Origin of the sequence: Streptomyces sp. NBC_00190 (assembly GCF_036203305.1) — a bacterium.
Taxonomy (GTDB): Bacteria; Actinomycetota; Actinomycetes; order Streptomycetales; family Streptomycetaceae; genus Streptomyces.
Genome location: NZ_CP108131.1, coordinates 3973275 through 3998505 on the forward strand (window position 1 = coordinate 3973275; position 25231 = coordinate 3998505).

Annotated in this window: 26 protein-coding genes and 1 tRNA gene; 10 read left to right on the forward strand and 17 right to left on the reverse strand. The window is 70.9% G+C overall.

Annotated elements, in window-relative coordinates; all coding sequences use genetic code 11:
* Positions 1–12: 12 nt before the first annotated feature.
* The 8 genes from OG429_RS19120 to OG429_RS19155 form a co-directional block, all read right to left on the reverse strand.
* Positions 13–546, reverse strand: a complete 534-nt coding sequence (locus tag OG429_RS19120) for a SigE family RNA polymerase sigma factor (RefSeq protein WP_328926507.1) — start codon at positions 544–546, stop codon at positions 13–15.
* Positions 547–682: 136 nt separating this feature from the next.
* Positions 683–1849, reverse strand: a complete 1167-nt coding sequence (locus tag OG429_RS19125) for a lipid-transfer protein (RefSeq protein WP_328926508.1) — start codon at positions 1847–1849, stop codon at positions 683–685.
* Positions 1846–2229, reverse strand: a complete 384-nt coding sequence (locus OG429_RS19130) for a MaoC family dehydratase (protein WP_328930343.1) — start codon at positions 2227–2229, stop codon at positions 1846–1848. The genes OG429_RS19125 and OG429_RS19130 overlap by 4 nt, the downstream gene beginning before the upstream one ends.
* Positions 2230–2244: 15 nt before the next feature.
* Positions 2245–3282 (reverse strand): acyl-CoA dehydrogenase family protein, encoded by a 1038-nt coding sequence (locus tag OG429_RS19135; RefSeq protein ID WP_328926509.1) that lies wholly within the window; start codon positions 3280–3282, stop codon positions 2245–2247.
* The gene (locus OG429_RS19140; RefSeq protein ID WP_328926510.1) at positions 3282–4208 is read right to left on the reverse strand and encodes a bifunctional MaoC family dehydratase N-terminal/OB-fold nucleic acid binding domain-containing protein; all 927 of its coding nucleotides are present in this window, start codon (positions 4206–4208) and stop codon (positions 3282–3284) included. The genes OG429_RS19135 and OG429_RS19140 overlap by 1 nt, the downstream gene beginning before the upstream one ends.
* Positions 4205–5410: an acyl-CoA dehydrogenase family protein gene (locus OG429_RS19145; protein WP_328926511.1), complete on the reverse strand. Its 1206-nt coding sequence runs from the start codon at positions 5408–5410 to the stop codon at positions 4205–4207. Before OG429_RS19145 ends, OG429_RS19140 begins: the two co-directional genes overlap by 4 nt.
* A gap of 195 nt (positions 5411–5605) precedes the next feature.
* A complete protein-coding gene (locus OG429_RS19150) occupies positions 5606–5917 on the reverse strand; it encodes a hypothetical protein (RefSeq protein ID WP_328926512.1) in 312 nt (103 codons plus the stop codon).
* 539 nt (positions 5918–6456) lie between these two features.
* Positions 6457–6930 carry a DUF6344 domain-containing protein gene (locus tag OG429_RS19155; RefSeq protein ID WP_328926513.1) on the reverse strand — a complete coding sequence of 158 codons (474 nt, stop codon included), beginning with the start codon at positions 6928–6930 and terminating at the stop codon, positions 6457–6459.
* Between the two features lie 526 nt (positions 6931–7456).
* Here OG429_RS19155 and OG429_RS19160 point away from each other — a divergent pair.
* Positions 7457–7858 carry a hypothetical protein gene (locus OG429_RS19160; protein ID WP_328926514.1) on the forward strand — a complete coding sequence of 134 codons (402 nt, stop codon included), beginning with the start codon at positions 7457–7459 and terminating at the stop codon, positions 7856–7858.
* On the opposite strand, the gene OG429_RS19165 is transcribed toward OG429_RS19160, so the two are convergent.
* From OG429_RS19165 to OG429_RS19190, 6 genes are all read right to left on the reverse strand, one after another.
* Positions 7837–7924 (reverse strand) — tRNA-Ser (locus OG429_RS19165). The two genes, OG429_RS19160 and OG429_RS19165, sit on opposite strands and share 22 nt — an antisense overlap.
* A gap of 50 nt (positions 7925–7974) precedes the next feature.
* Positions 7975–8952 (reverse strand): trypsin-like serine peptidase, encoded by a 978-nt coding sequence (locus OG429_RS19170; RefSeq protein ID WP_328926515.1) that lies wholly within the window; start codon positions 8950–8952, stop codon positions 7975–7977.
* Between the two features lie 241 nt (positions 8953–9193).
* Positions 9194–10240, reverse strand: coding sequence for a YeiH family protein (locus OG429_RS19175; protein ID WP_328926516.1), 1047 nt, complete (start codon positions 10238–10240; stop codon positions 9194–9196).
* Complete coding sequence (locus tag OG429_RS19180) at positions 10240–10788, reverse strand: cysteine dioxygenase family protein (RefSeq protein WP_328926517.1); 549 nt, start codon at positions 10786–10788, stop codon at positions 10240–10242. Before OG429_RS19180 ends, OG429_RS19175 begins: the two co-directional genes overlap by 1 nt.
* A gap of 79 nt (positions 10789–10867) precedes the next feature.
* On the reverse strand, positions 10868–11773 hold the full coding sequence (locus OG429_RS19185; RefSeq protein ID WP_328926518.1) for a LysR substrate-binding domain-containing protein: 906 nt from the start codon (positions 11771–11773) through the stop codon (positions 10868–10870).
* A gap of 170 nt (positions 11774–11943) precedes the next feature.
* Positions 11944–13506, reverse strand: coding sequence for a S1C family serine protease (locus OG429_RS19190; RefSeq protein ID WP_328926519.1), 1563 nt, complete (start codon positions 13504–13506; stop codon positions 11944–11946).
* A gap of 227 nt (positions 13507–13733) precedes the next feature.
* Between OG429_RS19190 and OG429_RS19195 the strand changes: the two genes are divergently transcribed.
* The 3 genes from OG429_RS19195 (at position 13734) to OG429_RS19205 (ending at position 16385) form a co-directional block, all read left to right on the forward strand.
* The gene (locus tag OG429_RS19195; protein ID WP_328926520.1) at positions 13734–14534 is read left to right on the forward strand and encodes a glycerophosphodiester phosphodiesterase; all 801 of its coding nucleotides are present in this window, start codon (positions 13734–13736) and stop codon (positions 14532–14534) included.
* 171 nt (positions 14535–14705) lie between these two features.
* Positions 14706–15221 carry an ATP-binding protein gene (locus tag OG429_RS19200; protein WP_405921582.1) on the forward strand — a complete coding sequence of 172 codons (516 nt, stop codon included), beginning with the start codon at positions 14706–14708 and terminating at the stop codon, positions 15219–15221.
* A 189-nt stretch (positions 15222–15410) separates the two neighbouring features.
* Positions 15411–16385, forward strand: a complete 975-nt coding sequence (locus OG429_RS19205; protein ID WP_328926521.1) for a DUF5926 family protein — start codon at positions 15411–15413, stop codon at positions 16383–16385.
* Positions 16386–16566: 181 nt separating this feature from the next.
* Here OG429_RS19205 and OG429_RS19210 read toward each other — a convergent pair whose 3' ends face one another.
* Both OG429_RS19210 and OG429_RS19215 read right to left on the reverse strand, forming a co-directional pair.
* Positions 16567–17157: a hypothetical protein gene (locus OG429_RS19210; protein ID WP_328926522.1), complete on the reverse strand. Its 591-nt coding sequence runs from the start codon at positions 17155–17157 to the stop codon at positions 16567–16569.
* 109 nt (positions 17158–17266) lie between these two features.
* Positions 17267–18007, reverse strand: coding sequence for a bifunctional DNA primase/polymerase (locus OG429_RS19215; protein ID WP_328926523.1), 741 nt, complete (start codon positions 18005–18007; stop codon positions 17267–17269).
* A 420-nt stretch (positions 18008–18427) separates the two neighbouring features.
* Here OG429_RS19215 and OG429_RS19220 point away from each other — a divergent pair, with 420 nt between their 5' ends.
* Together OG429_RS19220 and OG429_RS19225 are read left to right on the forward strand one after the other, a co-directional pair.
* On the forward strand, positions 18428–19987 hold the full coding sequence (locus OG429_RS19220; RefSeq protein WP_328926524.1) for a PP2C family protein-serine/threonine phosphatase: 1560 nt from the start codon (positions 18428–18430) through the stop codon (positions 19985–19987).
* Between the two features lie 129 nt (positions 19988–20116).
* On the forward strand, positions 20117–21583 hold the full coding sequence (locus OG429_RS19225; RefSeq protein WP_328926525.1) for an aminopeptidase P family protein: 1467 nt from the start codon (positions 20117–20119) through the stop codon (positions 21581–21583).
* A 76-nt stretch (positions 21584–21659) separates the two neighbouring features.
* Here the strand turns inward: OG429_RS19225 and OG429_RS19230 are convergent, their stop codons facing one another.
* Positions 21660–22103, reverse strand: a complete 444-nt coding sequence (locus tag OG429_RS19230) for an ATP-binding protein (RefSeq protein WP_328926526.1) — start codon at positions 22101–22103, stop codon at positions 21660–21662.
* A gap of 222 nt (positions 22104–22325) precedes the next feature.
* On the opposite strand from OG429_RS19230, the gene OG429_RS19235 reads away from it, so the two are divergent.
* The 4 genes from OG429_RS19235 to OG429_RS19250 all read left to right on the forward strand — a co-directional run bounded on the left by OG429_RS19235 (position 22326) and on the right by OG429_RS19250 (position 25219).
* Positions 22326–23168, forward strand: a complete 843-nt coding sequence (locus tag OG429_RS19235; RefSeq protein WP_328926527.1) for a hypothetical protein — start codon at positions 22326–22328, stop codon at positions 23166–23168.
* A 110-nt stretch (positions 23169–23278) separates the two neighbouring features.
* The gene (locus tag OG429_RS19240; RefSeq protein WP_328926528.1) at positions 23279–23998 is read left to right on the forward strand and encodes a YcnI family copper-binding membrane protein; all 720 of its coding nucleotides are present in this window, start codon (positions 23279–23281) and stop codon (positions 23996–23998) included.
* Between the two features lie 94 nt (positions 23999–24092).
* Positions 24093–24746, forward strand: a complete 654-nt coding sequence (locus tag OG429_RS19245; protein ID WP_328926529.1) for an SCO family protein — start codon at positions 24093–24095, stop codon at positions 24744–24746.
* Positions 24743–25219: a copper chaperone PCu(A)C gene (locus tag OG429_RS19250; protein WP_328926530.1), complete on the forward strand. Its 477-nt coding sequence runs from the start codon at positions 24743–24745 to the stop codon at positions 25217–25219. The genes OG429_RS19245 and OG429_RS19250 overlap by 4 nt, the downstream gene beginning before the upstream one ends.
* Positions 25220–25231: the final 12 nt, after the last annotated feature.

Genomic DNA, 25231 nt, shown 5'->3' on the forward strand with positions numbered 1-25231 from the left:
ACACCTTCCGGCTCACCTGACGGGAGTGAGCTCCGGGTCCTCGCGAAGCTTGACCAGCGCGCGGGAGACGGCGCTCTTGACCGTGCCGATCGAGACCCCCAGCAGTTCGGCGGTCTGCGCCTCGCTGAGGTCCTCGTAGTACCGCAGGACGACCATGGCTCGCTGCCGGTCGGGCAGCCGGGTCACCGCACGCCACATCGCGTCGCGCAGGGCCTGCGCCTCCGCGGGGTCGGCGGCGGGGTACTCCTCGCTCTCCGGGAGCTCGTCGCAGGCGAACTCGTCGACCTTGCGCTTGCGCCACTGGGAGGTGCGGGTGTTGACCAGGGCCCGCCGGACGTAGCCGTCGAGGGCCCGGTGGTCCTCGATGCGGTCCCAGGCCATGTACGTCTTCGCGAGGGCCGTCTGGAGCAGGTCCTCGGCGTCGCACGGGTTGGCGGTCAGGGAGCGCGCAGTGCGCATGAGGACCGTGCCGCGGGTCCTGACGTACGCCGAGAACGACGGGTACGGCGTCGGGTTCGAGGCGAGCGTGCACACAGGCGTGGTCATGGCTCCACGCTAGGAGCGCACGCTCCTCCTGGGATCGGCCGCAAGTGCCGAAGGGGGGTCCACCTCAGGTTGTAGGGCCGGGACGGGCTCCACCTCCTGAAGGTGGAGGAGGCGGAACCCGGCGGCTTACGGGATCTCAGCCGTCGGCGCCGAGGATCAGCCCGGACGTCGGCACCCCGGTGCCCGCTGTGACGAGTACGTGCTCGGCCCCCGCGGCCTGGTTGACGGAGGTTCCGCGCAGCTGACGGACGGCCTCCGCGATGCCGTTCATGCCGTGCAGGTACGCCTCCCCGAGCTGGCCGCCATGAGTGTTCAGCGGCAGTGCGTCCGCGGCCACGAAATCGGCGGCCTCGCCGGGCCCGCAGAAGCCGAACTCCTCCAGCTGCATGAGCACGAAGGGGGTGAAGTGGTCGTAGAGGATGCCGACGTCGATGTCCGAGGGCCGCAGCCCGCTGGTCCGCCACAACTGGCGCGCGACCACGTCCATCTCCGGCAGCCCGGTGAGGTCGTCCCGGTAGAAGGAGGTCATGCCCTCCTGGCGCCGGCCGGCGCCCTGCGCGGCAGCGGCGATCACGGCGGGCGCGTGCCTCAGGTCGCGTGCCCGCTCGGCCGTGGTGACGACGAGGGCCTGACCGCCGTCGGTCTCCTGGCAGCAGTCCAGCAGCCGCAGCGGTTCCACGATCCAGCGCGAGGCGGCATGGTCGGCGAGCGTGATGGGCTTGCCGTGGAAGTACGCGGCCGGGTTGTTCGCGGCGTTCCGGCGGTCGGTGACCGCGACGTGTCCAAACGCCTCGGGGGTGAGGTTGTACGTGTGCAGGTAGCGCTGGGCGGTCATGGCCACCCAGGAGGCGGGTGTCAGCAGCCCCCAGGGCAGCGACCAGCCGAGCGCCGCGCCCTCCGCCGAGGGCTCCCGCTGCTGGACTCCGGAGCCGAAGCGGCGCCCGGAGCGCTCGTTGAAGGCGCGGTAGCAGACCACGACCTCCGCGACCCCGGTGGCGACGGCGAGGGCGGCCTGCTGGACGGTGGCGCAAGCCGCGCCGCCGCCGTAATGGATGCGGGAGAAGAAGGACAGGTCCCCGATGCCGGCCGCTTGGGCGACGGTGATCTCGGGGCTGGTGTCCATCGTGAAGGTGACCATGCCGTCGACGTCGGCGGGGGTGAGCCCGGCGTCGTCGAGAGCGGCGTGCACAGCCTCGACGGCAAGCTTGAGCTCGCTGCGGCCGGAGTCCTTGGAGAACTCGGTCGCTCCGATGCCGACGATGGCGGCGCGGCCACCGAGCTCGTCCCGGGTGCGGACGCTCATGCCGGCACCTCCGCGGTGACCGTCCCCGTGACGTGGTGGCCGACCCCGTTCGCGCCGACGACACGGATCTCGACGGTGTTGCCGGCTACCGCGGCGACGGTGCCGGTCAGGGTCATCGTGTCGCCCGGGTAGTTGGGGGCGCCGAGGCGGATGGCCACCTTGCGCAGGACGGCCTGCGGCCCGAGGTGATCCGTGATGTACCGGCCCACCAGGCCGTTCGTGGTGAGGATGTTCATGAAGATGTCCGGGGAGCCCTTCTCCCGCGCGAGCGAGGCGTCGTGGTGCACGTCCTGGTAGTCGCGGGAGGCGATCGCGCCCGCGACGATCAGGGTGCGGGTCACCGGTATCTCCAGCGGCGGGAGCTCCTCGCCGACTCTCAACGCGCCGACCATGACTCAGCCCTCCTGCGCCAGTACGGCGCCCAGTTCGGCCAGCAGCTCGCTGCCGCAGCCCAGATACGCGTCCAGCTGGCGCCCCCACAGGAAGTGCCGGTGCACGGGATGGTCCAGATCGGCTCCCATGCCGCCGTGCAGGTGCTGGCCCGCGTGCACGACCCGCTTGCCCGCCTCCGAGGCCCACCAGGCCGCCGTCAGCGCGTGTTCTCGCGCCGCGAGTCCCTGGTCGATGCGCCAGGCCGCCTCGTACGCCGTCACCCGGATCGCCTCGGTGTCCATGTAGGCGTCGGCCGCGCGCAGCATGACCCCCTGGTTGGTGGAGAGCGGCCGGCCGAACTGCTCGCGGGTGGACGTGTACTCCACGGCCCGGGCGAGCGAGCCCGCGCAGACGCCCGCCTGGAGCCCGGCGAAGGCGGTGCGGGCGGCGGCGAGCGTGTCCTCGTAGGCGTCCTGGTGGGCTCCGGCGGCCCCGACGCGTTCGGCCTCGGCTCCGGTCAGCGTCAGCCGGCCCGCCGACCAGGGGGCGGTGGTCTCCACCGGGGAGGTCCGTACGCCCGGCGCGTCCGTCCGTACGAGCCACAGCACGCGGTCCGCGTCCGGGACCAGTACGTGTGTGGCCTCGCGCAGCCAGGGCACCGCGGGGGCGATGCCGGTGAGCCGGCCGTGCTCGGCGGTGATCCGGCCGCGGGCCGGGAAGACCCCGGTGGCCACCGCCTCGCCTGTGCCGAGTGCGGGCAGCAGGCGGGCGCGCTGCTCGTCGCTGCCGTGCGCGGCCAGGGGGAGCACGCCGTACGCGCAGGTGGCGGCGTAGGGGACCTGTGCGGTGGTGCGGCCCTGTTCTTCCAGCAGCAGGACCAGGCCGAGCAGGCCGATGTCGTGGACGGCGGCGATCAGTCCGGAGGTGGCGAGGGCCTTCCACAGCTCGGCGTCGCTGCCGGTGCCCGCGGCGGCCAGGCGTTCGTGGGTGGCGAGGTCGCCGAAGATCTGGGCGGCGAGGCCGGCCGCGGCGGCCTGCTCCTCGGTGGGGTGGAAGTCCATCAGCCCTCGTTCCCGCGGAAGACGGGGAGTTCGAGGTCGTCGTCGACGCGCAGGAACTCCAGCTGGACGGGCAGGCTTATGCGCACCTTGTCGTAGGGGACGCCGGTGATGTTGCTGATCATCCGGACGCCCTCCGCGAGCTCGACGAGCGCGACCGCGTATGGAGGGTCGAAGGCCGGGAAAGGCGGGTGGTGCATGACGACGTAGCTGAACACCGTACCGGCGCCCGACGCCTCGACCGTGTCCCAGTCGGGCGAGGAGCAGGCATTGCAGCCGGGCAGCCACGGGAAGCGGAGGGTGGCGCAGGATGTGCAGCGCTGGATCAGCAACCTGTGGTCCCGGACCCCGTCCCAGAAGCCCTGGTTGTCGCGGTTGACCACGGGACGGGGCCGCCGGACGGTGGGTTTGTCCCGTCGGGCCGCGGGCGCGTACTTGAGGATCCGGAAGCGGTGGGTGCCGGCGAGCTCGCCGTCCACGCGGACGTCCGTGCGGGTGGTCACGAAGTGGCCGGTGCCCAGCTTGGTCGTCTTGCGCGGGGAGACGGACTCGATGACGGCGTCGAAGGTGACGGCGTCGCCGGGCCGCAGCGGGCGCAGGTACTCCTGCTCGCAGTCGGTTGCGACCACGGAGGTACAGCCCGCGCCGTCGAGGAGCGCGAACAGCTCGTCGTAGGCGGACGACCGGTCGGTGTGGCCGGAGAGACCGCCCATCGTCCAGGCCTGGAGCATGGTGGGCGGGGCGATAGCGTCCGGACCGCTGTAGGCGGGGTTCGCATCGCCCATCGCCTCGCACCAGTGGCGGATCATCGGCTCGTTGACCGCGTCCTTGCCCCGGCCGGCGGTCGCGGCGGGCTGCCCCTCGAATGACGTGAGCAGCTCGTGGAAACGGGCCGCTTCCTCGGCTGTGCCGGTTGCGTACGCCGTCATCGCTTCCTCCCCTTCATGCCGAGCCGCATCATGGCGACGATCTCCCGCTGGACCTCGCTGACCCCACCGCCGAAGGTGTTGATCTGCGCGGCCCGGTTCATCCGCTCCAGCTCGCCGTCCGCGAAGGCCGCGGGCCCCCGGATCAGGGCCTCCTCGCCCACCACCTCCTGGCACATCCGGTACACCTCGACGGTGGATTCGGTGCCGAGGAACTTGACGCCGCTGGCATCTCCGGGGGCCAGGGTGCCGCCGCCCACGTCCTGGACGAGGCGCCAGTTCAGGAGGCGTACGGCGGCCAGCCTGGCGTGGGCCTCCGCGAGCCGGGACCGCACCCAGGGCAGGTCAGCGGGGCGGTCGCCGGTGACCGGGTCGCAGGTGCGGGCGTGGGCGAGGGCGGCTTCGTAGAAGTCCTCGGCCTGCATGCCGATGGCGGCGAGGGCCACGCGCTCGTGATTGAGCTGGTTGGTGATCAGGCCCCAGCCGCCGTGCTCGGGGCCGACGAGGTTGCCGGCCGGCACGCGGACGGAGTCGTAGTACGTCGCCGTGGTGGTGAGCCCTCCGACGGTGTCGATCGGGGTCCAGGAGAAACCGGCGGCGTCGGTGGGCACCAGGATGATCGAGATGCCCTTGTGCTTGGGGGCCTGCGGGTCGGTGCGGCAGGCGAGCCAGATCCAGTCCGCGTTCTGGGCGTTGGAGGTGAAGATCTTCTGCCCGTCGATCAGCCAGTCGCCGCCCTCCCCGTTGTCGCCGCCCTCGCTGCTGTTTCCGCCCTCGCCCCCTTCGTCGCGCTGTCGGACGGCGCGCGTGCGCAGCGAGGCGAGGTCGGTACCGGCCTCGGGCTCGGAGTAGCCGATGGCGAAGATGATGTCGCCCTTGAGGATCCGGGGCAGGAAGTAGTCCTTCTGCTCCTGGGTCCCGTACTTCATCAAGGTCGGACCGACGGTGTTGAGCGTGACCATGGAGACGGGGGCTCCGGCCCGGTACGCCTCGTCGAAGAAGACGAACTGCTCGTCGGGGCCACGGCCTTGGCCGCCGTACTCGACGGGCCAGCCGAGGCCGAGCAGGTCGTCCGCGCCGATGCGGCGCAGCAGTTCGCGCTGGCGGGCCGGGTCCTCGGGGAGACCGTCCGGCATGAGTTCCTGGAAGTACTCCCGCAGTTCGGCGCGCAGCCGCAACTGACCTTCGGTCGGGGCGAGGTGCACGGCGCTGGCCTCCCGGCATCGCATCATCGAGTCGGACCTGACTGTCCGTCAGATTCACCCGCGGTGTCAAGGTCGGGTGGCGGAGGACGACGACGCGGATCGGGCCCGGGCATGCGCGAGGGCGCCTGCGCTACCGGACCCCAGCCGGTCCGGTCGCACAGGCGCCCTCAACAGTCGGAGCAGCTCAGGCCTCCACTACCACCAGGGGTGGAAGTTGACCGCCACGTTCGCGTTGGACTGGTCGATCGCGGTGAGGGCCGAGCCGTTGACCTGCGCGTTGTTGTTCTGGTTGGAGGCGCCGGAGCCGGTCGCCACCTGCTGCGACGTGGAGGAGTTGCCTTGGTTGTCGCCCCCAACGCCGCTGCCGATGACGCTGGCGACGCTCGCATTCGATCCGTCGTTCGCGAAGGCGCCGTTGTCGGCCGATGCCGCCCCGCCGAAGAAGGCGACGGCGAGGGGCAGCGCGGCGACTGCGGCGATGACGCGGGCGGTACGGATGCTTGCCATGTCTGAATCCTCCAGAAAACCGAAGTGGGAATCGCTCCGAGGCAGTTGGCCGACCGCCTCTGTCCTTCCGTGTGGTGACGACGTCGCGACACCAGGGTTGCCCACCGAATCCCCGGCGAACCACCCCGGACCGAACGATTCCCCCGCAAGCATGACCAACCTGGGATAAACCCCAATCACGCCCCCTGAGCCCCAGGTCAGACACCCAGAACCCTCTGAAACTCCTGCCTCACCGACGATGAACCGTTTCACCGGATTGCCGTGACCCGGACATGCCGAAAGGGGCCGCGCCGTCCGGGAACCCCACCGTCTCCCGGGCCTGCGGCCCTGCAATGCCAAGCTTTGCGCCCCCTGCGCGCCCCGGCGCCCGCCGGGGCAATTCATCCGCGCCCCGCTCCGGGGGCACGCGGCGCGATCCGCGGTCACGCATGACCGGGCTCCAGCGCCTCTTCCCACTCCTGGTCCTGCTCGCGTACGTGTTTCTGTCCGGTGGCGGCGCGTGCGCCGGCGAAACCGGGTCCTGCGACTGCGGTACGGGCCTAGGCGGCGAGCGCGAGCCCGTCCCGGGCGGCTCCGGCGGAGGCTGCGGCGAGGACTCCGGTCGCGGCTGCGGTCGTGCCTCCGGTGGTGGCTCCCGTCGTGGCAGCGACCTGGGATCCGGCCGCGGATCGGGCCGCGGATCCGACAAGGGTCAGGGCCTGGTCAGTGGTTCCCTGACCGGCGCCCATGGCCGCGGCGGTGGTGGACCGGCGGACGGACGGGGTCTTGCCGTGCGCCTCGGCGCGGATCCGCTGCTTGATGGTCGGCGGGAGCGAACCTCCCCGCATCATCGCCCGCCAGGTCCGCCGGGCCGTGAAGGCCGGGCGACGCACCACGGCGGCCGGGCCGGCGGGGGCCGCGGCAGAGGCGGCGGCCGGAGCGGCCTTACCGGCGAGACCGAGGGAGGAGAGGACCGCCACGAGCGCGGCGAGGACGGAAGTCCAGATCGACAGGAGGATGCTGCGGTGAGCCATGACGGGTGCCTCGTTTCAGGATGTTCCGACGGGCGGATCTGAATACATTCGTCATGATGTGGCCGCAACCGCACCGCCCCCACGACCCGCGCCGATCTTCCGACAAACACCACCCGGAAGGCCCAAGGACCGCCAACGGAGAAGGGGTGTCCGCAGATGGGAACACCCCTTGCGGCCTGCGCCGCTGCCGCCCTGCGAGGCGGTCGTTGCAGCGCGCTCACCTCGCTGACCTGCGGAAAGCCCTTCGACGACGCTGATCGCCGGAACCCGGGCTACCTCTGGGGGACAAGCCCCGGCGTGGGCACTCCGCCAAGCACGCTCGGGGCATGCAGGCAAGCGGAAAATCCCGTCGCACGCCTTACCTCGACGGAGAACACTTCCGGACACGGGAACGGACATCCACGGGTTCATCGAGTGCCGCTGCGATCGCCGGCTGGACGAGGAAGACCGCAGCTGGCACGGGGCCATCGACCTCACTCATCTCTACAACGGGCGCTCCTACGCCGCCCTCGGTTGCCTGTTCGGCGTGCGCGACACCCTCGACCGCTTTGCCGATCTCGCGGGCCTCACTGACCCCCACGCTCTCTACCGCGCGGGCCGCACCTACCCCGAGCGCACCGAGTGGCCCGACGGCGATCGCCTCTTCCGCATCGGCCGCCTCCGACGGAAGGACGTCGTGCCCGACAGCGACTGGGGTGCCGTCTGGTCGGTGATGCGCACTCTGACCGGCCTGCACGGCGACGCGGGCGTACGCCTGGTCGTCTGGTTCGAGCTGACTCCGCCCGTCACGGCGCGCGGCCGAGTGGGAATCCATGCTGCTCGCGCGGGAAAGCGTCAGGTCGTTCGAAACAGAAGGGGTGCCACCGGATCGGTGGCACCCCTTCTGAGCTGGGCCTTGGCCCTGCCTGGCGGTGGGTGTGGGATTTGAACCCACGGTGACTCGCGCCACGACGGTTTTCAAGACCGTTCCCTTAGGCCGCTCGGGCAACCCACCTGGCCGGTACAGAGTACCGGCCAGGTGGGGATGGCGGGGGAAGGTACGGGTCAGGCGGTCTGAGCCTTGTCGTAGGCCGCCTTGGCCTCGTTGCCGAAGTACGGGCCGTACATCCGGTTCGGCAGGAAGTTGTAGCCGAAGCTGTTCACCGAGACCTGGGTGCCGAGGCCGGTGGCCTCGTTGAAGTCCTGGAACCAGGGCCCGCCGCTGGAGCCACCGGTCATGTTGCAAGCCAGGCTGTGGTCCTTGGTCAACAGGAAGTCCTTGCCGCTGTTGCCGCTGCAGTAGACGAGCTTGGTGCCGTCGTACGGGGCCGCCGCCGGGAAGCCGAAGGAGTACATCTTCTTGCTGTATCCACCGTTGAAGAGGATGCCCTGGGCTCCGACAGCCTGGCTGAGGGTCTGCCCGTTCAGCGGGGCGACGACGGCGAGGCCCACGTCCATGTTCATGTCCTCGCTGGCCGCCCACTGGTCGGTGGCGAAGGTCTTCGTGGCCGACCACTGGCCGTAGGGCGCGCTGCCGTTGTTGTAGGCGGGGACGAACACCCAGTTGGTGTGCCAGGCGCCCTGGTACTTCACGCAGTGGCCGGCCGTGATGACCGTGCTGCCGTTGGCGCTGGTGATCGAGTCACCGGAACAGGAGGCGGTCCGGTCCCCCATGGTGAAGAAGACCCGGCCCGAGGTCTTCACGACCGCGCCGGAACCCGTCCAGGCGCCGCCCGCCTGCGGGAAGGACGTGGGTGAGGCCGCCAGGGACGACGAGGACGCCGTAGGCGGAACGCTGGTGGGCGGAACGCTGGTGGGCGCGGCCGAGGTCGCGACCGGCGTCCGGGCCACGCCGGGGGCCGCCGTGACGTCGAGCGGGGTGGCGCTCCTCATGCGCTCGGCGGTCCAGAAGCCCTGGACGTGCTGCTGCCGGAAGGACACGGGAGCGTCCGCCGCGATCGAGGGAGTGGCCGCTGTCAGGACGCCCGCGATCAGGGCGCCTGCCGATAAGAGGACGGATGCGGCGGTGCGATGACGATTCACGCATGACTCCTTCTGCCGTGCCCGGTCCTGTCGGTCGGACCAGGGCAGGGTGGGGGTGAAGAACGGTCGGTGCGGATCGGCTGTGCCATGTGCGCTGCGCTGTGTGCGCCGTGCCGTGTGTGCTGTGCGCGCCGTGCGGCTTGCCGGGCAGAGTGGCACGGCCGCGCGTCATTGTCAGCGGGCAGTCAGAACGTTCGGTCGGTTCCGGCCACGAATTGGCCAACTCCCTTCCGTCAAGGCGTCATACGGTGAGCAGCACGCCCACGTACGAGACCCCGGCGACCACCACCCAGGCTCCGAGCCCGAGCGCCGCGGCCCGCCCGCCCGTCCGGGCCAGCGTCGGCAGGTGCACCGCGCTCCCCAGACCGAACAGGGCGGCCGCGAGCAGGGCCTCCTGCACCGTGTGTGCCCACTCCAGTGCCACGTCCGGAAGTGCTCCCGTGGCGCGCAGAGCCGCCGCGGCCAGGAACCCGGCCACGAACAGCGGCACCGGGGCCGGACGGCGGCCCGAGGCCGTGCGTACCCCGCGCCGCCGGGCCCGTACGGCGAAGGCCACGGCCGCGACCAGCGGGGCGAGCAGGGCCACCCGCATCAGCTTGACCAGAACCGCCTCGCCGAGCGCGCCGGGTCCGGCCGACTGCGCGGTGGCCACCACCTGGCCGACGTCGTGGACGCTCGCGCCGACCCACCGCCCGAAGGCAGGGTCAGAGAGCCCCAAGGGCCCTTGCAGAAGGGGGAGTACCGCGATGGCGAGGGTCCCGCACAGGGTCACCAGCGCCACCGAGGCGGCCACGTCCTCCTCGTCGCTGCCGGACACCTCGCTCACCGCGCCGATCGCCGAGGCCCCGCAGATCGAGTACCCGGTGGCGATCAACAACGGCTGGTCGCCCGGGAGTCCGAGGCGGCGGCCCAGCCAGAAGGTCCCGAAGAACGTGGCCGCGACCACCCCGGCCACCATGGCCACCGTCACCCAGCCGAGCCGGAGGACCTGGTCCAGCCCCAGGCCGAGGCCCAGCAGGACGATACCGATCCGCATCAGCCGCCGGCCCGCCAAGGACAGGCCGGGGCGTGCACTGCCGCGTACGAAAGTCCGTAGGCCGGGAAGGTGCGCCGCTGCGATGCCGAGCACCACCGACGCGGTCAGCATGGGTACGGCCGGCACCGCCCGATGGATGCACCAAGCCGCCAACGCTCCGCCCGCGGCTGCCGCCAACCCCGGCCAGGGAGTGGATGTTTCACGTGAAACACGCGGGGCCGCCACACCCTGAGGGCGGTGGAGGAGGGCCATCAGTCGACGGGAAGCGTGTAGACGCGACGGATGCTGGTCCCCAGCCGGGACACGTCGGCCCCGTACACGTGCAGGGATATCGCCTTCGTGCGACAGGAGTTGCGCACCTTGTGGATGTCACCGGGCGGGGCGAATCCGCAGACCTCCCCCTGGCCGTTGACGACGTCCTCGGTGGCCACCAGCCGGGCGGCGTCGGCTCCGGGTGAGAGCCGGTAGCGGCGTTCGCTCTCCTCGCCCTGGTGCACCCCGGCCACACACCACGACACGTGGTCGTGGATGCAGGTCTCCTGGCCCGGCAGCCAGACCAGCGCCACCACGGAGAAACTGCCGTCCGACTCGGCGTGCAAGATGTGCTGCCGGTACCGCTCCGGGTCGCCTTCCTGCTGTTCCGGGGTCAGCAGGTCGGGGGCACCCAGGTGCGGGGCGAGGCGTTCGCCCACCAGGTACGCGGTCAGGTCGGGAGCCAGACCTCGGTCCACGACCCTGCGGATCTCACTGACGAGGGCGGCCATCCTCGCGGTCGTACGGGCCGGCGTGGTGGTGGTCATATCTGCAGCGTGCTGCCGCCGATCCATCACGTCCAACGACAGTTTTGACCTGAAATCCCAAGTACCGCTTATGGATTGGTCAGCAGCCGACCCGGTTCGCCGCCACCCGCTTCAGCGCGTCGAGCACCACGGCGGTCGCCGGGATGCGCAGGTGGTCCCGGTAGACGTAGGCGGCGATGTGCCGGCGCGCGGCGGGCTGGAGTGCCCGCCCGCAAACCCGGCTCAGGGAGAGCGAGGGAAGCACCAGCGCGGGCATCATCGCCACGCCCAGCCCCTGTGCGACCAGGCTCTGCACCACCAGGTTGTCGTCGGTGGCGAAGCGGATGTCCGGCACGAAGCCCAGCTCCGCGCACTCGTGCAGCAGGTTGGCCCGGCAGCGCGGGCAGCCCGCTATCCAGCGCTCCTCGGCGAGGTCGGCGAGGTGAACGGCGCGGCGCCGGGCCAGTGGGTGCCCGGTCGGGAGCAGCACCGTCAGCTGGTCCTCCAGCAGCCTGACCTCGGTCACCTCCTCCGGGACCTCCTCGTGCAGCCCGGGATAGGTGAAGGCCAGGGTGATGTCGCACCCCCCGCGCTCCAGCCGGCGCATCGACTCCGGAGGCTCCCCCTCCAGCAGTTCCACCTGCACGCCGGGGTGCTCCTTGGCCAGACCGCTCAGGGCTTCCGCGACGAGGGTGGCGTTGGCGCTGGGAAAGCCGCACAGGCGGACCCGGCCCGTGCGCAGGCGCGCGTACGCCTTCAGCTGGGCCTCGGCGGCGGAGAGGCTGCCGAGGATCGTCTCGGCGTGCCGGGAGAGGGATTCCCCGGCCTCGGTGAGCTGCATCTTGCGGCCCACGCGGGTGAACAGCGGGGTTCCCACGGCGCGTTCGAGCGCCTTCATCTGCTGCGTGATGGCGGGCTGGGTGTAGCCCAGCACTCGGGCGGCCGCCGAGTAGGAGCCGGCGGCGACTACCGCATGGAACGTCCGGATGTGCCGGGAATCGAACACCCTTGAAGCATAAGCGGACGTTGGGAGGGGCCGTAGGCGGTATTTCGCCACGACCCCTCGGCCTCAAGCCACTGATTCCGGCCGCGCGGCCGTCACTTGTCCCCGGTTCCTGTCCCGACCACTCGTCCCGGCGCCTCGTCCCGACTGCTCGTCCCGACTGCTCGTCCCGACTACTTGTCCCCGACCCGCGAGCCGAGGGTGATGTCGACCGTGGTCGGCTTGCCGCTGCGCAGATAGGTCAGCTTGACCGTGTCGCCCGGCTTGTAGGTCCAGATCATGCTGATGAGGCTCGGGCCGCTGTCGACCGGCTTGCCGCCGAACTCGGTGATGATGTCACCGGGCTTGAGGCCCGCCTTGCCGGCCGGGCCGTTCGGGTCGACCAGGTCGTTGGCGGGTGCGCCCTGCTCGGAGATCTTGGCGCCCTCGGCCTTGGCCTGGAGGTCCACGGAGACCGAGATCACCGGGTAGACCGGCTTGCCCGTCTTGATCAGCGACTCGGCGACGTTCTTGGCCTGGTTGATCGGGATGGCGAAGCCGAGGCCGATCGAACCGGCCTGGCCGCCGCCGAAGCCGCCGTTGCCCGCCGACTGGATCGCCGAGTTGATGCCGATGACCGCGCCGCGCCCGTCGAGGAGCGGGCCGCCGGAGTTGCCCGGGTTGATCGAGGCGTCCGTCTGGAGCGCGCTCATGTACGAGTTCTTGCTGCCGGAGCCGTCGCCCGAGGCGACCGGGCGGTTCTTCGCGCTGACGATGCCCGTGGTGACCGTGTTGGACAGGCCGAACGGGGCGCCGATCGCGATGGTGGCGTCACCGACCGCGACTTTCTCGGAGTCACCGAGCGGCAGCGGCTTGAGGCCGGGCGGCGGGTTCTTCAGCTTGAGGACGGCGACGTCGTAGCCCTGGGCCCGGCCCATCACCTCGGCGTCGTACTTCTTGCCGTCGGAGAAGGTGGCGGTGAGCTTGCCACCGTTCGCGGCGGAGGCCACGACGTGGTTGTTGGTGAGGATGTGGCCCTGCTGGTCGTAGACGAACCCGGTGCCGGTTCCGCCCTCGCCGTCGCCGGCCGAGGCCTCGATGGTGACCACGCTGGGCAGCGCGCCGGCGGCCAGGCCCGCGATGGACCCGGCTTCCCGCTTGAGCTCCTTCGGCGTGTTGCCCGCGCTGATCGTGGTCGAGCCGGTGCCGTTCTCGCTGCGGTCCGCGGCCCAGTAGCCGACGCCGCCGCCGATGCCGCCCGCCAGGAGGGCCGCCACGAGCACGGCCGCGATCAGGCCGCCCTTGCCCTTCGGCTTGGCCGGCGGGGTGCCGTCCGCGCCCAGGGGAACGCCCCAGGCGCCGCCGTGCCCACCGCCCGCACCGTACGCGGGCACCGTGGGCGGCGGGGGCGGCCAGCCCTCGGCTCCGTGGGCGGCCGGGGCGTGCGGCTGCGCCGGCGTCTGACCGTAGGCCGGGGCCGCGGGGGCAGGCATAGGCGCCGGAGTGGGCGGGATCTGCTGGGTCGGCTCGGTGCCGGGCGCGGGCGTCGGCGGCAGCTGCTGGGTCACCGGCTCGGCGGCCTCCGGTTCCGGGGCGCCCTGGGGCACGGCCGGAGCCGCGGCGGCAGGCGCGTCCGCCGGCTGCGGAGCCGACACGGGCGCCGGTCCGGAAACCTGCGTCTCGGAGGCCTGAGCAGGGGGTGCAGACGGGGCCGCGGGGGGTGTCGGGGCCGCGGTGCCCTCGTTCTCGGTGCTCACAGCGCTCTCTCCTCGTCACACACGGCTTCAGAAATCTCTGGCGATATCGGTCCGACTGAACGTTCGACGTGCCGCACAAGTTCCTGGGCAAAGCCTTTCCCATGACCCGTCAGAGCACTGTAAGCCGGACCTGTGCATCTCCCCCCATTCTTTATATCCGACATTTCAAACGCATCCCCAGTACCCGATCCCGACGCCGGGCGGCCTGTCGGTGGCACCATGACCCAGTGACCCACGCAACGCCGCGCCCCATCCAGGTCGTCGCCCACCGCGGCGCCTCGGAGGATGCCCCCGAGCACACCCTGGCCGCCTACCGCCGGGCCATCGAGGACGGCGCCGACGCGCTCGAATGCGATGTCCGGCTCACCGCCGACGGCCATCTGGTCCTGGTCCACGACCGTCGGGTGAACCGCACCTCCAACGGGCGCGGCGCGGTCTCCGCCCTTGAGCTGGCCGATCTCGCCGCCCTCGACTTCGGCTCCTGGAAGGACCGCGAAGAGTCCCCCGACTGGGACGCGGACCCCGAGCTCACCTCCGTCCTCACCCTGGAGCGCCTGCTGGAGCTGGTCGCCGACGCCGGACGGCCGGTGCAGCTCGCGATCGAGACGAAGCACCCGACCCGCTGGGCCGGACAGGTGGAGGAGCGCCTCCTGTTCCTCCTCAAGCGGTTCGGCCTGGACGCCCCGCCCGCCGAGGGCCCGCACCCGGTGCGGGTCATGAGCTTCTCCGCACGCTCCCTGCACCGGGTGCGGGCGGCCGCCCCGACGATCCCGACCGTGTACCTGATGCAGTTCGTCTCGCCCCGGATGCGCGACGGCCGGCTGCCCGCCGGGGTGAAGATCGCCGGGCCTGGGATGCGCATCGTGCGCAACCACCCCGGATTCATCCGCAAGCTCCAGGACGCCGGTCATTCCGTACACGTGTGGACGGTGAACGAGTCGGAAGACGTTCAGCTGTGCGCTGATCTAGGTGTAGAAGCGATCATTACGAACAGACCACGCCAGGTTCTGTCCCAACTCGGGCGCTGATGCCCCGTTTTACGCACCACCCCCTCCCACCCCACTGGTGACAGGGTGTGCCCCGGCGCATCCGATCCGCATTCGTTCGGCGTGAATGCGTCAGAGGGCTCCGCATGGGCGGTTTCCGGTCCAGGCCATTGGGGCATCCAGACCATGCGTGGGGCTAAGGAGGTTCCGGGGGTGGCGTTGGTGGTGGCACAGGAAGTGCCCACGTCGTCGTACATGGATGTACGCCATGGTCCTGCGGGCGTGGGCGAGGCACGACAGCGGATGCGCGAGCAGTTGCGTATCAGCGGGTTGTCCGAATCGGTCGTGGACGATGCCGTACTGATCCTTTCCGAACTGCTCAGCAACGCTTGCCGACACGGCAGGCCACTGGGCACGCGGGAAATCGGGGACGGGGAGATACGCGCCGCATGGCGCGTCGACACAGCGGGGCGACTGACGGTCGAGGTCACGGACGGGGGCGGGCCCACTCGCCCTGTTCCTTCCACGCCCTCGGTCACCGCGCGCGGTGGACGGGGGCTGAACATCATCAGCGCCTTGGCCCAGGACTGGGGTGTCCGGGACGGAGCGGCGGGTGAGGTCACGGTGTGGGTGATCGTTGCCTGTGGGCCCCGGCACGACGATTTCGCTACGCGCGTTGCGCCCCCGGCGATCGACTTCAGTACGGCCTTCGACGATCTGGATCCGTGAAACCGGGATCCACGATCTCGGCGGTCATCACATCGGTCATCCCAGTAATACCGGTCATCCGCACAGGCGGCCGCCCGGGAGCGCACGCCGACCGTGCTCCCGGCCGCACCCCACCGGTTCCGGCGGTACGAACGGCTAGGCTCGCGCCCAGACACGACGCCGTACCGCCGCAACCGGGAGACACCCACGATGGCCAAGAAGCGCCCCACAGCCAAGACTGCAAAGCCGCAGCTCAACAACGGTGAGATCCCGGTGGTGGGCGCCCGCGAACCCTGCCCCTGCGGATCGGGGCGCCGCTACAAGGCCTGTCACGGCGCAGCCGCCGCACACGCCGTCACCGAGCACGTGCAGCGCCCCTTCGAGGGCCTGCCGGGTGAATGCGACTGGGTCGCGCTGCGCGAACTGGTCCCCGCGGCCACCGTTCCGCTGACCCTCAAGGGCGGCCTGCCCGAGGGCGTCCCCTCCGTCACGCTGGTCACCGTGCTCCCCATGGCCTGGCCGGCGCTGCGCCGCGAGGACGGTTCCGTCCTGCTCGGCCTGCAGAACGACTCCTCCACCGGGGACCTCGGCCGCGACATGGCCGACACCCTGGAGCGGGCGCTCGCAGCGGAGCCCGGTACTCCGATCGCGGCCCGCCGGGTTCCGGCCGAGGGACCGCGACTTCAGGATCTCCTGGACGCCGACGGCGGTTTCGAGCCGGTTGTGCACAGCGGCTTCGAATTCTGGATTCCGGAATCGGAGAGCGCCCAGAGCGCCTCCCCGGAGATCGCCGCCTCGCTGGAGCGCGCCAACGCCGCCGCCATTCCCACCGTCAAGCTGGCCGGTGTCGACTCGGCCTACTGGTGCGAGACCCCGGAGAAGAACCACCTGCGCTGGGTCATGCCGCACCCCGAGGAGAAGCTGCTCGACGCCCTCGCGCGGCTGCACGCGGCCGGCACGTCCTCGCTCGGCGAGGGCACCCGACTGGTCGGCTCCTTCCGTGCCCACGGCCTGATGGTCCCGGTCTGGGACCTGCCCACCGGGGTCACGGCGGACGACGTCGAGAAGCCCGCGGCGGAGTTCGCCGAGCGGCTGGCCACGGCCCTGGCCTCGGACGCACCGCTGACCACGGAGGAGCGCCGGGCGCGCGGCGGGCTCACCAACCGCCAGGTCACGCTCAGCTGACCCCCACTCACGCGCAGGTCCGGTGACGGGAGTCACAACTCCCGCTAATCGTCTGCAAATCGGTGTCTGAATATCAGAGATCGAATTTGCGTACAGGCGATCTCTTGTTACCGTTCTTGTAGCCCGGTCGCTGGTGCATCCCCCGTCGCCAGCGACCGGGCCCTTCCATTTCCGGCGGTACTCAACCGTCACCCGGTGCCGCTGAGTTGCTCCCGGACCGGAGCAGTAGCCGCCCTTCATCATCCGGAACTGCAAATTCCGCTACGGCGGAGTAGCTCTCCGGCGCGCCGGCCGAATCCTCCTTTGGCGTCTCGCACAGACCCGGCTCGTCGCCCTCGCCGACCGTGCACCGGATCTGCACCGTGCGCCCGGCCGGCCCCATCACCGCGAGCACCACCTCCAGAGCGCGACCACTGGTGTTTCTGTAGTAACTCCGGCCCCACGTCTGGCCCTCACCCACCAGGACGCAGGTCTGCGCCTCCACGCCGTGCGGCGAGGACAGTTCGGGGCCGCACCGGGAATCGGTGCGGGGCTGCTCGGCCGGGCCGGGCCGCTCGGGCCCGGCCGGCGCCGCCGAAGGCGCGGGCGGCGCAGGAGACGTACGCGACGGACCCGACGCGTCCGAAGGGCCCGAAAGCCCGAGCGTCGAAAACAAGCCGCCGCCTTTTCCGTCATCCCGACCGGAAAAATCCGGCCCGGCGATCGCTCCTGCGAGCGGGAGCGACAAGATGATCAGCACACCGGTGCCGATACCGATCAGGCGGAGATTCATTCGCCGAAGATAGCGATGCCGGAATGGGGCACGGAGATGCCCGCGCCCAATTCCCTTGCAAACTCGTCCCGCTGGCACCCGTACGAGTGATCAGCCGATCCGGAGCAGGTCAGTACGCGAGCCTGCTGCCGCCACCCGGGGCACCGCTGCTCGCCTCGACCAGCGCGTCAACGACCGCCTCGACCTCGGGCAGCCAGATATCCGGCGCGCGCACCGGCCCCACCGGCCCAACAGGTCCCGCCTGCGCCGAAAGCGGTTCCCGTTCCCACCGCACCTGGCCACCGCTGGACGCGGCAGAGGGCGGCAGCAGGAGATAGCCGCCCTCACCGTGGAAACGCAGCGAGGACGGGACGTGGTCCTTGGCGTAAAGGAGTTCGCCCAGCCGCTCCAGCGAGTACGGCGCCACCAGCAGCGACCAGCGCGTGGGCGTGGCCACGACCGGCCCGAGCCGCATGCCTTGCGCGTCCAGCCGCACGAGGGCCCGCGCGGCCGCACCGGCCGGGAGGCTCACCGCGCACGGAGCGGTCCCACCGGTCGCCATCAGGACAGGGGCGGTGGGCCGGTTGGTCCACCACCAGGCCACCATCCGGGGGTCGGTGGTGGCAGCGAGCAGCCCCGGGTCGAAGGGGTGCGCGCCGGGGACGACGCATTCGGGGTCGGGGCAGGCGCAGCGCGAGCCGTCCGTGGCGGACCGGCCGACGCCGGGCAGCACGGGCCATTGCCATGTGGTGGCGCAGGTGAGCGCCGCGTCGAGGAGGGCCGGCGTTCCGCCGGTCTCTTCCGGGTCGGAGCGCAGTGATTGAAGACGATCGCGGAGCCGCTGGAGACGCCTTCCGAGGATCTCGCGCATGAGCGCTCGTTCCTTTCCGTTGAACGTCGAGGGCCACATCACACCATGTGAGCGGTGTCTCACCACACGTACACGTTTCGCGTCACTGTCCGCAATAAGCAGGTTCACACGGTTCGTGCAGTTTTCTTACGGGTCCATCAAACGTCGGGCGGGGGAGGAGCGCGACCCGCACCGGAAACCGGGACCGGCTGCCGCCGCTAAGGACGGCGACCCGTGCCGGACGGTTCCCGGCGCCTGCCCGGGCAGTGCCGAAGCGGCGCCAACTGGCGACGAGCACTACCGATTACGTACCCGAACCCCCTGTAGAGCCCGTCCAGTCGACCGCAAAAACCGTCTGCTTCCGGCTTTTTCCGGCCAAGTTCTAGCCTTGGCTGGACAGTGAGTTGCCGCCTCACGGACACCAGGATTCCCACCTGGGCAATGCTGGACATGCATCCGTGTATGCGTGTAGATGTGGATTCCTTGATGGCGGCGCAGCACGATCTGGGGGTTTGCGATGCTATATGGCGAATCGCACCAGGTGGAAAGGCGGACGCCATGAGCGCTCCGCATCTGCCGAAAGTGGCTGGAATCGATCCAGCAGTGACGACGTCACCGCACACTGTGGCGCCCACGACCGCACGCACCACCCCCGCCTCGGCCCCGGTACCGGGACCGGGACCGGGCAGCCTGATCCAGGACCGGCTGGCGGGCATGGTCTCGGACCTCACCACCCTCCATGAACTCACCGAGCGCCTGGCCCGCACCGGCGATCTCGACTCCTCCCTCCACGAGTTCCTGCGCGCCGGAGCCGCACTCGTCGGCGCCCGCCGCGGCCTGATCATCCTGGAACCCTCCGACGGGCTCGGCCCCAGCCACACGATCGGCCTCGGCCTCGGCCATGCCGACCTCGGCCACATCGAGACGGTTCCGCGCAGCGCCACCTCGTACGGCCGCATCCTCGACGGCCTCCCCGACGCCCACGGCGGCTCCGAGGTACTCCCCGAACCGGGCGAGCCCGCCGGCACCGGAGGCTTCGCCGCCCCCGTCGACCCCCGCCACCGCGAGGTCGCCGCCCGCCTCGGCTACGCCGCCAGCTACTCCCTGCCGCTGACCGCCGAGGCCACCGGCCGGCTCGGCGCGGCCGTCTGGCTCTACGACGAGCAGGCCGAGCCCAGCGACCGCCAGCGCGACCTCGCCGGGCTGTACGTACGGCACGCGGCCGAGCACCTGGCCCGGATGCTTGAGGTGGAACGATCCCGCTCCCGCCTGGCCTCCATCAGCGAGGAGCTGCTGCCCAGCCGGCTCCCCCGGATCCCCGGGGTCCAGCTCGCCGCCCGCCACCACACCGGGCCGCGCGGCGGGGGCGACTGGTACGACGCCCTGCCGCTGCCCGAGGGCGCCCTCGGGCTGGCCGTCGGCTCCGTCACCGGTTCCGGGCCCAGCGCCGTCGCCGCGATGGGCCGGCTGCGGGCCTCGCTGCGCGCCTATGCCGTCATGGAGGGCGAGGACCCGGTCGCCGTCCTGTCCGACCTGGAGCTGCTGCTGCGCCTCACGGAGCCGGCGCGCTCAGCCACCGCGCTGTTCGCCTACTGCGAGCCCGTCGGGAGCCCTGGTGCGGGCGGCCAGGGGAACAAGATCATCCTGGCGGGTGCGGGGCACACCCCGCCGCTGCTGATCGGCGAGCGCCGCACCGAGTACGTGGAGACCTCGCTCTCCGCGCCGCTGGGGATGCTGTCCTGCTGGGAGGCGCCGAGCGTGGAGATCGAACCTGCATCGGGAGAAACGGTGCTGCTGTACACGGACGGGCTGCTGCGGCGTACCGGGGACCCGATGGACCGCGCCTACGCCCGGCTGCACGCGGCGGCCGCAGGGGTTCCCCGTACCGCCCGGGACGACCCGGCCGCCCTCTGCGACCACATCCTGCGGACCGTGCTGCCCGAAGGGGAACCGGCCGACCTTCCCGACGACATCGTGCTGCTCGCCGCCCGGTTTGAGTGATATACGGCTGTTGCGCCGGTTGGGGCTGTTTGTGCCAAACAGCACATGCCCCTCCGGCCGTTTCCCCTCGCGCCTACGATGGATGGGGCCCAGACCCAGGTCCACACCCATCGCAGCTGAGGAGAAGACGTGGCTGACGAGCTCACCCCGGAGACCCCGGAAGAAGAGCAGCCCAAGAAGACGCACAAGCAGCGCAAGAACGGGCTGTACCCGGGCGTCAGCGACGAACTCGCCGAGAGCATGCGCACCGGCTGGGCCGACACCGAGCTGACCGGGCTCGAGCCCATCGCCCAGGCCGCGCACACCGGCGCCCGCCGCGCCGCCCTGTCCGCGCGCTTCCCCGGCGAGCGCCTCGTCGTCCCCGCGGGCCGCCTGAAGACCCGCTCGAACGACACCGAGTACCCCTTCCGCGCCTCGACCGAGTACGCGTACCTCACCGGCGACCAGACCGAGAACGGCGTCCTGGTCCTGGAGCCCACCGGCGAGACCGGCCACACGGCCACGATCTACCTGCTGCCGCGCTCCAACCGTGAGAACGGCGAGTTCTGGCTCTCCGGCCAGGGTGAGCTGTGGGTCGGCCGCCGCCACTCCCTCACCGAGGCCGAGCAGCTCCTGGGCATCCCCGCCAAGGACGTCCGCGAGCTCGCCGAAGCCCTCACCGAGGCCGAGGGCCCGGTCCGGAACGTCCGCAGCCACGACTCCGTGATCGAGACCGCCCTCACCGACAAGGTGACCAAGGAGCGCGACGAGGAGCTACGCGTCTACCTCTCCGAGGCCCGCGCCGTGAAGGACGACTTCGAGATCGGCGAGCTGCAGAAGGCCGTCGACTCCACCGTCCGCGGCTTCGAGGACGTGGTGAAGGTCCTCGACAAGGCCGAGGCCACCTCCGAGCGCTACATCGAGGGCACCTTCTTCCTGCGCGCCCGCGTCGAGGGCAACGACGTCGGCTACGGCTCCATCTGCGCCGCCGGCCCGCACGCCTGCACCCTGCACTGGGTCCGCAACGACGGCGACGTCCGCTCCGGTGACCTGCTGCTTCTCGACGCCGGTGTGGAGACCCACTCCCTCTACACCGCCGACGTCACGCGCACGCTGCCGATCAACGGCACGTACACCGACATCCAGCGCAAGATCTACGACGCGGTCTACGAGTCCCAGGAAGCCGGCATCGCCGCGGTGAAGCCGGGTGCGAAGTTCCGCGACTTCCACGACGCCTCCCAGCACGTGCTGGCCGAGAAGCTCGTCGAGTGGGGCCTGCTGGAGGGCCCCGTCGAGCGCGTCCTGGAGCTCGGCCTGCAGCGCCGCTGGACCCTGCACGGCACCGGCCACATGCTCGGCATGGACGTCCACGACTGCGCCGCCGCGCGCACCGAGGCGTACGTCGACGGCACGCTGGAGCCGGGCATGTGCCTCACGGTCGAGCCCGGTCTGTACTTCCAGGCCGACGACCTGACCGTGCCCGAGGAGTACCGCGGCATCGGCGTCCGGATCGAGGACGACATCCTCGTCACCGAGGACGGCAACCGGAACCTGTCGGCCGGGCTGCCCCGCACCTCGGACGAGGTCGAGGCCTGGATGGCGCGCCTCAAGGGCTGACGGTCCAAGGGCTGCGGCCTGCGGCCTGCGCGTGACGATGGGCGGGTTCCCGGGCGGGACCCGCCCATCGGCGTGCCTACGACACCTTCAGCAGCGCGTCGTCGCGCCACTTCAGCATCTTGTCGAAGCTCACCACCGCGCCGCGGCCCGGCCGGTTGCGGAAGCGGACGTGGTCGGCGAGTTCCTCGATCAGGTGCAGTCCCCGGCCGTGCTCGGCCAGCGAGGGTCTGTGACGGGTCCCTGTCGCGGGCGGGAACCCCGGGCCCGAATCGGTCACCTCGATGCGGCAGCGGTCTCCGTCCAGATAGGCCGTGACGTGGTACGCCTCGGCCTCATCCGGGACACCGCCGCCCCCGCCGTGCTCCACCGCGTTCGTACACGCCTCGCTCAGCGCCACCGAGAGGTCGAAGGAGATGTCCGGGTCCACCCCCGCGGTCTCCATCGTCCCCAGCAGCAGTCGCCTGGCGAGCGGCACGCTCGCGGCTTCGCGCCTCAAGTGGAGAGACCACCAGATGCTCATACGGTTACCTATTGCCGCCCTTGGGGGGCCGTAAGCGCCCGGCGGCCGTCCGAGCGCTCCATTGCCCTCGTTCGGCCGATGCGGCTCTCCCGGACCCGGTGTATGCGGCGGTGTCCGCCGCCTGGTTCCCCTGTGCTGGTCGAGGGCGCCCATGCCGGACTCATGGGACCTTCCGGACCTGCCGTATGAAGGCACTGAGCTCAGTGCGATGATGACCCGGCCATGACTGACCCCCACGCGACGCACGCCGGAACCGGCCTCCGGCTGATCCGGGCCGCGGTGTTCACCGCGGTCTGCGTCGTGCTGTCCGCGGCAGGGCACGCGCTGGCGTCCTGCGCCACCGTGCCGTGGTGGTCCCTGTGCATGGGCTTCCTCGTCGTCTTCGCCGTCGTGGCCCCGCTCGCCGGCCGCCGCCGCGCGCTGCCCGGCATCGCCGCCGGGCTGGCCGTCGGGCAACTCACGCTGCACGTGCTGTTCGGCCTCGGACAGCACAGCGCCACGGCGGCCCAGGCACCGGCCGGCCCCTCCGACGGCTCGCTCGCGGAACTCGCCGCCAGGCTGGTGTGCGGGGGCAATTCCGTACCGCTCAGCCCGGCCGACGCCCGCCGGATCCTGGAATCCGCCGGTCTGGACCCGGCTGCACTGACCGCACAGGCCGGACAGCTCACCCAGGCCGGGCAGGTCGTGGCCCAAGGCCACAGCGCTCACGCCCACGTGGCCCAGGCCGCCACCGCGGCCCCCGCGACCGGGCTGTTCAGCCCGGCCATGCTGTTCGGGCATCTGCTGGCGGCACTGGCCGCCGGCTGGCTGCTCGGTCGCGGCGACGCCGCGCTCTTCCGGCTCGTCGAACTGTCCCGGATCTCCGCCGAAGCCACCCCGGTACGCCCGCTGCGGGCCGCGCTGGCCTTCGTACGCGCCCTGTGCGCCGGGCTCCCCGGCGCGCCCGCCCGTGCCCCGCGGGTCCCGCGGACCGCGGCCGATCCCGCGGCCGCCACCGGCCGGGAGGCACTGCACCACTCGGTGATCAGGCGCGGGCCGCCCACTGCCCTCGCCCTCGCAGCCTGACGCGGCACCCTCCTCCCCGAGACACACGGCGGGAGCACCGGTGCCGCGTACTCCGCGCGCGCCCGCGCCCGGAGCCACCGTCACCACTGATCCCGTGGAGTGTTTCTGCCATGAAGGCCTCTCGCGTCTCCTTCGCCGCCGCCCTCGCCGCCGGTACCGTCCTCGTCCTCTCCGGCCCGGCCTTCGCCCACGTCGGCGTCCAGCCCGGCGAGGCCACCAAGGGCGGCTACGCGACGATCAACTTCAAGGTCCCCAACGAGCGTGACAACGCGTCGACCACCCAGCTGGAGGTCAACTTCCCGGTCGACCAGCCGCTCACGTCCGTGATGCCGCAGGACGTTCCCGGCTGGACCGTGACGGTCGAGAAGAGCAAGCTCGACAAGCCGCTGACCGTGCACGGCAAGCAGATCAACGAGGCCGTCACCAAGGTCACCTGGTCCGGCGGCAAGATCGAGCCCGGCAAGTTCCAGCAGTTCCCGCTGTCCGTGGGCAAGCTCCCCGAGAACGCCGACCAGATGGTCTTCAAGGCGATCCAGACGTACGACAACAACGAGGTCGTCCGGTGGATCGAAGAGACCAAGGAAGGCGCCGCGGAACCGCAGAACCCGGCGCCCGTCCTGAAGCTGACCGCAGCCACGGGCGGCGACCACCACAGTGACGCCAAGACCGACCAGGCCAAGAACGCCGACAAGGACGCGCAGCACGGCCACGACGAGGCCGCCGAGAAGAACAGCGCCGACACGACCGCCCGGGTCCTCGGCATCGCCGGCATCGTCATCGGGCTCGGCGGTGTCGCCTTCGGTGTCGCCTCGCGTCGCCGCTCCGCCTGACCTGCCGCGCCCGTAGGCGCTGCCGTTCTCAGCTGCCGTTCTCAGCTGCTGTTCTCAGACATCCGTAAATCCCCGATCTCAGGGACACCCTTCCATGCGCACCACACGTTGGACGGTCGCCGCTCTCCTAGCTGCGGCCGCGCTCACCCTGACCGCCTGCGGCGGCCAGCCCGCCGACACCAACTCGGTCACCCAGATCTCCGGCGGCCAGAACAAGGGCAAGGCCGCGACCGTTCTGGACCGCCCCTTCAGCAAGCCGGAGCTGGTCCTCACGGACACCACCGGCAAGCCGTGGAACCTGCGGGAGCAGACCAAGGGCAGGCCGACGCTCATCTACTTCGGCTACACCAACTGCCCCGACGTGTGCCCGCTGACGATGAGCAACATCGCCGTCGCCAAGAAGGCGCTCCCCCAGACCGACCAGGACAAGCTCCAGGTCGTCTTCGTCACGACGGACCCCGAACGGGACACTCCCGACTCCCTCGGCGCGTGGCTCAAGTCCCAGGACCCGTCCTTCACCGGGCTCACCGGGGACTTCGCCACCATCCAGGTCGCCGCACGCTCGCTCGGCATCGGTATCGAGGCCGCCAAGAAGGAGGCCGACGGCAGCGTCGTCTCCATGCACGGCGCCCAGGTCATCGCGTTCTCGCCCAAGACCGACGAGGGCTACGTCCTCTACGGCGAGGGCGCCACCGTCGACGACTACACCAAGGACCTGCCGAAGCTCATCAAGGGAGAGAACCCGTGAACGCCCGCACCACCCGCACCCTCGCCGCCGCCCTCTCCCTGACGGCAGCACTCGCCATATCCGGCTGTTCGAGCTCCAAGGATGACGCGGCCAAGCCCGCGCCGACGGTCGGCGGAGCCTTCATGCCCGAGCCCGTCAACGACAAGATGGCCGGCGCGTTCATGGTCATCAAGAACGACTCCAAGACCGCCGACAAGCTCACTGGTGTCACCTCGACGCTCTCCGACGATCTGCAGATCCACGAGAGCAAGGACCAGAAGATGCAGCAGGTCCCGTCCCTGGACGTGCCTGCCAACGGTGAGCTCAAGCTGGAACGCGGCGGCAACCACATCATGTTCATGGGGCTCAAGAGCACCCCGAAGGTCGGCGACAAGGTCACCGTCGAGCTCCGCTTCGAGAAGGCCGACCCCGTCAAGGTCGAACTCGACGTGAAGGAACGGACGTACACCGCGCAGAACTCCAACGCCCACTGACGGACCGAGGAA

What these genes read in the sequence shown, in the direction of transcription:
- OG429_RS19120 (WP_328926507.1), bottom strand. Translation starts at nt 546, where the DNA reads ATGACCACGCCTGTGTGCACGCTCGCCTCGAACCCGACGCCGTACCCG.
- OG429_RS19125 (WP_328926508.1), bottom strand. Translation starts at nt 1,849, where the DNA reads ATGAGCGTCCGCACCCGGGACGAGCTCGGTGGCCGCGCCGCCATCGTC.
- OG429_RS19135 (WP_328926509.1), bottom strand. Translation starts at nt 3,282, where the DNA reads ATGGACTTCCACCCCACCGAGGAGCAGGCCGCCGCGGCCGGCCTCGCC.
- OG429_RS19140 (WP_328926510.1), bottom strand. Translation starts at nt 4,208, where the DNA reads ATGACGGCGTACGCAACCGGCACAGCCGAGGAAGCGGCCCGTTTCCAC.
- OG429_RS19150 (WP_328926512.1), bottom strand. Translation starts at nt 5,917, where the DNA reads ATGGCAAGCATCCGTACCGCCCGCGTCATCGCCGCAGTCGCCGCGCTG.
- OG429_RS19155 (WP_328926513.1), bottom strand. Translation starts at nt 6,930, where the DNA reads ATGGCTCACCGCAGCATCCTCCTGTCGATCTGGACTTCCGTCCTCGCC.
- OG429_RS19175 (WP_328926516.1), bottom strand. Translation starts at nt 10,240, where the DNA reads ATGGCCCTCCTCCACCGCCCTCAGGGTGTGGCGGCCCCGCGTGTTTCA.
- OG429_RS19180 (WP_328926517.1), bottom strand. Translation starts at nt 10,788, where the DNA reads ATGACCACCACCACGCCGGCCCGTACGACCGCGAGGATGGCCGCCCTC.
- OG429_RS19205 (WP_328926521.1), top strand. Translation starts at nt 15,411, where the DNA reads ATGGCCAAGAAGCGCCCCACAGCCAAGACTGCAAAGCCGCAGCTCAAC.
- OG429_RS19210 (WP_328926522.1), bottom strand. Translation starts at nt 17,157, where the DNA reads ATGAATCTCCGCCTGATCGGTATCGGCACCGGTGTGCTGATCATCTTG.
- OG429_RS19215 (WP_328926523.1), bottom strand. Translation starts at nt 18,007, where the DNA reads ATGCGCGAGATCCTCGGAAGGCGTCTCCAGCGGCTCCGCGATCGTCTT.
- OG429_RS19220 (WP_328926524.1), top strand. Translation starts at nt 18,428, where the DNA reads ATGCTGGACATGCATCCGTGTATGCGTGTAGATGTGGATTCCTTGATG.
- OG429_RS19230 (WP_328926526.1), bottom strand. Translation starts at nt 22,103, where the DNA reads ATGAGCATCTGGTGGTCTCTCCACTTGAGGCGCGAAGCCGCGAGCGTG.
- OG429_RS19235 (WP_328926527.1), top strand. Translation starts at nt 22,326, where the DNA reads ATGACTGACCCCCACGCGACGCACGCCGGAACCGGCCTCCGGCTGATC.
- OG429_RS19240 (WP_328926528.1), top strand. Translation starts at nt 23,279, where the DNA reads ATGAAGGCCTCTCGCGTCTCCTTCGCCGCCGCCCTCGCCGCCGGTACC.
- OG429_RS19245 (WP_328926529.1), top strand. Translation starts at nt 24,093, where the DNA reads ATGCGCACCACACGTTGGACGGTCGCCGCTCTCCTAGCTGCGGCCGCG.